Annotated in this window: 4 protein-coding genes and 1 tRNA gene; 2 read left to right on the plus strand and 3 right to left on the minus strand. The window is 43.5% G+C overall.

Annotation, left to right across the window (positions count from 1 at the left end):
- Window positions 1-3: 3 nt before the first annotated feature.
- Window positions 4-462, minus strand: coding sequence for an EVE domain-containing protein (locus tag C7B77_RS27210; protein WP_106312417.1), 459 nt, complete (start codon window positions 460-462; stop codon window positions 4-6).
- Between the two features lie 298 nt (window positions 463-760).
- Between C7B77_RS27210 and C7B77_RS27215 the strand changes: the two genes are divergently transcribed.
- A complete protein-coding gene (locus C7B77_RS27215; protein ID WP_106312420.1) occupies window positions 761-1,363 on the plus strand; it encodes a TIGR02466 family protein in 603 nt (200 codons plus the stop codon).
- Window positions 1,364-1,559: 196 nt separating this feature from the next.
- Here the strand turns inward: C7B77_RS27215 and C7B77_RS27220 are convergent.
- Window positions 1,560-1,631, minus strand: a tRNA-Gly gene (locus tag C7B77_RS27220).
- A 162-nt stretch (window positions 1,632-1,793) separates the two neighbouring features.
- Between C7B77_RS27220 and C7B77_RS27225 the strand changes: the two genes are divergently transcribed.
- Window positions 1,794-2,648: a glycerophosphodiester phosphodiesterase gene (locus C7B77_RS27225; protein ID WP_245894475.1), complete on the plus strand. Its 855-nt coding sequence runs from the start codon at window positions 1,794-1,796 to the stop codon at window positions 2,646-2,648.
- A 54-nt stretch (window positions 2,649-2,702) separates the two neighbouring features.
- Here C7B77_RS27225 and C7B77_RS27230 read toward each other — a convergent pair.
- On the minus strand, window positions 2,703-2,971 hold a 269-nt coding region (locus C7B77_RS27230; RefSeq protein WP_219892300.1), incomplete at its 5' end, for a hypothetical protein.

A 2,971-nucleotide genomic window follows, 5' to 3' on the forward strand; every position in this document is an offset into this window, starting at 1 on the left:
CATCTACCGCGCTTCCGCACAACCCAAGATCTGCTCCGCGACTCGATCGAGAATTGGCATTACCGATAATCGATTGCCCTGCTTGACGACTAGTAGCTCTGTGGGGGTAAATCGATCGCGTAGTGTTGCCAGAGTAATGGCATTGCTAAAGGTGCGGACGAATTCGACTTTGACAGTATGCCAACGTGGGGCTGCTGGTGTCGATTTGGGATCGTAGTAGTCGCCATCAGGATCGAATTGACTCGGATCGACAACTTGAGCTGCAACGATCTGCATCAGCCCGACAATTCCGGGTGGATTGGTATTGGAGTGATAAAAAAATGCCAAATCGCCGACTTGCATCGATTTGAGAAAATTTCGCGCCTGGTAATTTCTCACACCGTCCCAAATAGTCGTGCGATCGCGCTCCAAATTCCCGATCCCATAAACGTCAGGTTCGGACTTCATCAACCAATAATTCACTCGCTCTCGATCCAGGTAATTTAGGTGCATTATACAATCGCCACTGGCACCGGAGCGCAAAATCTCTAGAGTGGGGGAGATGGTAAAAATTCGATCTAGCGATTTGGCTGTTTACAATACTCTAGCTAGATGAAAAAATGAGCGATCGAGCGGACGAGATTGAGTCTGTGAATTTTGCGCGATTTGGCAACTTGTAGCAGCAAAACTATGACGCATAATGCCCGAGTGTGGGCACTTTTACCAGGGGCAGTATCAAACAGCGCATGGCGCACTCGATCGTCTAGAAATCTTAAAAACTATGCCTAATTCCCGAAATGATTGGTTTCCAACTCCGGTTTGGTGTTTTGAAGTCGAAAATCAGCAACAATTAAACCAAACTTTGTTGCGAGAAGTTTACAATGAATACCAAGTCGATCGAGAGGGTGAAAAATGGTCGAACGTTTTAGGCTGGCACAGCAAAAATGATTTGCACAAACGCGATTCATTTGCAGAATTTACTCAGATAATTAGTAAGAATGTGTTAGAAGTCGCAACTTTCTTGAATTGGGATTTGCAGTACTTTTCAACAAATATTACCACTTGCTGGGCGATTGTTAATGGTAAGCTAGCCTCCAACTCTGTCCACAATCATCCTAATTCGATTTTAAGTGGAGTGTACTATCTTAAAGTTCCAGAAAACTCTGGCGGGTTGTTTTTTTCCGATCCTCGACCTGCATCGCAAATGCTAATTCCGCCGATCGGCGAATTCAATCTATGGACTAGTCCTAAGGTCGTTTACAAGCCGATGGTCGGAACGATGTTATTGTTTCCTAGTTGGCTATTGCATGGTGTCGAAATGAATATGAGTGAAGAAGTTAGGATTAGTGTCAGTTTCAATATTGGGATGGCACCAACTAAGTAATCGATCGTTGTGGCATGAAGATAGACAAATACCAGGTTTGGATCGATTTACCGATCGATCCTAAAATCGATTGCTATTCAAATAGAAACGATCGTAATAATTAGTTAAATTGACACTAATCTGTTGACAGTGACAAATAATTAGTTAACGTACAACTGACAATCTCTCTGAAATATGCGACATATAATCGCTACAAAGCGGGCGATGAGACTCGAACTCACGACGTTCACCATGGGAAGGTGACATTCTACCACTGAATTACACCCGCATTAAGTATTAACTTTAGCACGAAACCCGATCGATTGGCTACAGATGCGTTGGACATCTTAAGAGAGAATTTATTACACTTGAGATAGTGCGCTTTGTAGGTGCAACTGCTGAGTACGAGCATCGTAGTTCTAACCAGAGATCGGAATTAGCTATAGTTGTTATGAATAAATTACATCGCAGCTCGGTGGCGCAGCCGTCGAGCATCAGCATTGTTGCTCATCGCGGCAAAACAGCAACGATTAAATCTGAGAATACAATTGAAGCTTTTAAAAAAGCGATCGAGATCGGCATTCCCCAAATCGAATTCGATCTGCGGATGTCTCAAGACGGCTACATTGTTAGTTACCACGATCGCACGATCGTTCGCAATACTCCAACTCAAGATGAGATCGAGATCGCGGATCTCAAATATCACGAACTCCAATCGATCGCCAGAAGTCAGGGGTTTGAGGTGCCGTTATTTGAAGATATTCTCAAGCTCTGTCGCAATCGCGTGGCACTAGATATCGAAATTAAAGAAGAAGGTTATGAAGATCGGATTGTTGAGTTAGCGACTCAGTATTTAGACTATTCTAATTTCGTCATCAAATCTTTTAATGATGATTCGGTCAGGAGAATTAAAGACTTAGATCCACAAATAGTGGTGGGATTGTTACTAGGGAAAATACGCGGTAAGTTTCCATTGATGAGTATTCTAGCACAATTTTTTCCTGAGTATCGGATCTTTAAAACTGGTGCAGATTTTGTCGCTCCACATTTTCGACTCCTCAAGTTTGGATTTTTGTGGCGGATGAAATTACTCAACTGCTCGGTTTACGTGTGGACTGTAAACGAGGAGCGGCGATTATTTAAGCTAATCCGAACCAAGGATATCGCCGCGATTATCACCGACAAACCAGAATTAGCAATGAAAATGCTCGATACGCTCCACCAGCAGCGGTTGGGCAAGGGTGCAGCCGCTCCGTTGGTGAGGCACGATTATCTACGGAAGGATACGTCAACGATCGAGTCATAATGAGGTGTTACCGATTTGGGATTTTACAAACATCTAAAACCTAAAGCCTAAAGCCTATAAAATCCGACTCATGCGATCGAAATATCTCCAGGCTGAGGCATAATCTTTTTTAATTAATTCCCAGAAGTAATCATCATCGAATGCCAGATACCGCAGTTCGAGTTTGGTTTTTTTGATGCGGGGTGGAAATAGGGGATTTTGACGCTTGAGGGCGTATTTACTGCCGATTTTTGATTCGAGTGCGGCAGTAAATGAGGGTGGTAGCAGGTTAAGTTGAGTAAATTGAACCACAATTTCAGGTGGGGAATGGGGAGTTGGGGTTG

Origin of the sequence: Chamaesiphon polymorphus CCALA 037 (genome assembly GCF_003003845.1) — a bacterium.
In the GTDB taxonomy this organism is placed as follows: Bacteria; Cyanobacteriota; Cyanobacteriia; order Cyanobacteriales; family Chamaesiphonaceae; genus Chamaesiphon; species Chamaesiphon polymorphus.

What these genes read in the sequence shown, in the direction of transcription:
- C7B77_RS27215 (WP_106312420.1), top strand. Translation starts at nt 761, where the DNA reads ATGCCTAATTCCCGAAATGATTGGTTTCCAACTCCGGTTTGGTGTTTT.
- C7B77_RS27225 (WP_245894475.1), top strand. Translation starts at nt 1,794, where the DNA reads ATGAATAAATTACATCGCAGCTCGGTGGCGCAGCCGTCGAGCATCAGC.